Raw genomic sequence first — 2,082 nt, forward strand, 5'->3', positions numbered from 1 at the left:
GTGATCGGCCACCCCGGAGGTCAGGTGTTCAGCCAGTTCGCCTCGGCGTCCGGCTACATCTGCGAGGGCGCAGGAACCGCGTTCATGCCGTACCTGCTATCCACGCTGGATACGCTGGCCTGGCGCTACAACGTGCCCGAGGCCGTCTATCCCGAATCGTTGGTCCCAGGCATGCGCGAGATCGGCACGCGTAGCGCCTTGAACCTGTGGGGCAACGTCTATCCCCGGGGAGGATTTCTGCATCAGGTCGACGACTACAAAGCCGGCGCGGTAGGTGCCCAGCGAGCGGGCGACGTCGTCACTCGCCGCGGCCAACTGCATGTCTACCAGCCGGTGTTAGCGAGCTCGCGCGACGGCTATTGGCCGGCCGGAGAGCTTGTGGAAAGCGATGCCACCACAGGGAAATGGCAGCAATTGACGCCGCAGCTCTCCAACACGTGCGCCGTCTTCCCCCATGCAGGACCGCTGCCGCGGGCGCGAGAGGGCGATTACGCGTGGGCGCTCTGGCGTCCATATAGCTGCTGCCAGCGCCGCGGCCAGACCTTCCTTGGCAGCACGGATTTCAACTGAGGGCATGACGATGAATTATCCCGACATGACGAAACAGTGTGGCCGCCTGAGTCACACCAGGTCTTTCGTCTCGCTGGCCTGCGCACTGGCCCTTGCTTCCGGACTCGCCTTCGCCCAAAGCGGCGGCTTCCAGAACAGCGGCAGCGTGATCGGCGACGAAGTGATGTACTCGATCGGAGGCGGCAACGCCGTTTCCATGAGCGGCGCTGCCGGCATGCGTTCCCTTGGCGTCGGGATGGGCTGGAACAGCAACCTGATCTGCGGCGATATGTCAATCTCGACGACGATCCAGAACCAGCTCAACGGGCTGACGAACGGATTCCAGAACATCATGTCGTCCGTGATCCAGAACGCGACGAGCGCGGTCGCGTCCCTGCCTGCGTTGATCATTCAGAGGGCTGACCCAGGTTTGTACAATCTGCTGACCAATGGCGTGCTGCAGGCCCGGCTGGACTTTGACCGTTCCAAACTCACCTGCAGGGCCATGGCAGAACGGATGGCCGACGCAGCGGGTGGCCAACTCGGCTGGAACCAGATTGCCGAAGGCATGGCCCTGCGCCAGGCTGTATCGAGCACTGATGCCGTCTCTGCCATCGAGCAGGCCGAGACCAGCCGAGGCAACGACGGCGTTCCATGGGTCGGCGGCAGCAATGCGGGCGGCGCAGGACAGAGCTCGATCAAGGTGGTGGGAGATGTGACGAGGGCCGGTTACAACCTGGTCAACGGCCGCGGCGTGACCGAAACCTCATCGATCGACCCTGCCAGTTGCAACAGCCTGGCCTGCCAGACTTGGTCCTCCCCACAGCAGGCGGTCGAGTGGGCCACCCGTGTGCTGGGCGAACAAGAGCAACGCACTTGCGAAGCCTGCACCAAGACCCAGACCGTGCCCGGCGTGGGCCTGACCCCGCTGATCCAGGAAGAGTACGACACCAAGCTGCAGGTGCTGCAGGAGCTGGTCAGCGGCGCGCGCAACACCACCTTCGAGAACCTGCGCGAAGCAGGCAGCGCCTCGCTGCCGATCACGCGTGGCGTCATCGAAGCGCTTCGCGACGAACCCGATCAGAACATCCTGGCACAGCGCCTGACCTCGGAAGTGGCACTGGCCTCGGTGCTGGAGAAGGCGCTACTGCTGCAACGCACCTTGCTGACCGGCAGGAAGGAACCCAACGTCGCGGCCAACCAGCTGGCGGTGGCCGCCGTCGATCAGGAAAGCAGCACGCTCGACCGCGAGATCCTCAACCTCAAGACCGAGCTCGAACTGCGCCGCGAACTCGCCAACAACTCGCCGATGGCGATCATCCAGCGCCACGGCACCCGCGCGGCAGGCTCGCGGGGCGTCTACGAGGGCGACCCCGTGCCCAACCAGCTCGACCAGTTGCAGCGGACCAATCCGGGAGGCACGCCATGACCCCGGCGTGGCTGCGCCTGCGCTGGCTGTTCAACCGGCGCGTGGCCAGGGCGCTGCTGTGGTCGGTGCTGCTGCTCGCGGCCGCCGTGGCGGCCAACGTCGCA

General features: G+C 65.2%; 2 protein-coding genes. Both read left to right on the forward strand.

Going from position 1 to position 2,082, the window contains the following annotated elements; all coding sequences use genetic code 11:
• Nucleotides 1–570: TIGR03756 family integrating conjugative element protein (locus ALO64_RS00375; protein WP_235804962.1), on the forward strand; the 570-nt coding region annotated here is incomplete at its 5' end.
• A gap of 25 nt (nucleotides 571–595) precedes the next feature.
• Complete coding sequence (locus ALO64_RS00380) at nucleotides 596–1,978, forward strand: integrating conjugative element protein (protein WP_235378690.1); 1,383 nt, start codon at nucleotides 596–598, stop codon at nucleotides 1,976–1,978.
• Nucleotides 1,979–2,082 lie beyond the last annotated feature (104 nt).

The sequence above is a fragment of the Pseudomonas meliae genome (genome assembly GCF_001400515.1).
Taxonomy (GTDB): domain Bacteria; phylum Pseudomonadota; class Gammaproteobacteria; order Pseudomonadales; family Pseudomonadaceae; genus Aquipseudomonas; species Aquipseudomonas amygdali.

Excerpts from the sequence above, each read along its gene's own strand:
- ALO64_RS00380 (WP_235378690.1), top strand. The coding sequence starts at position 596 with ATGACGAAACAGTGTGGCCGCCTGAGTCACACCAGGTCTTTCGTCTCG.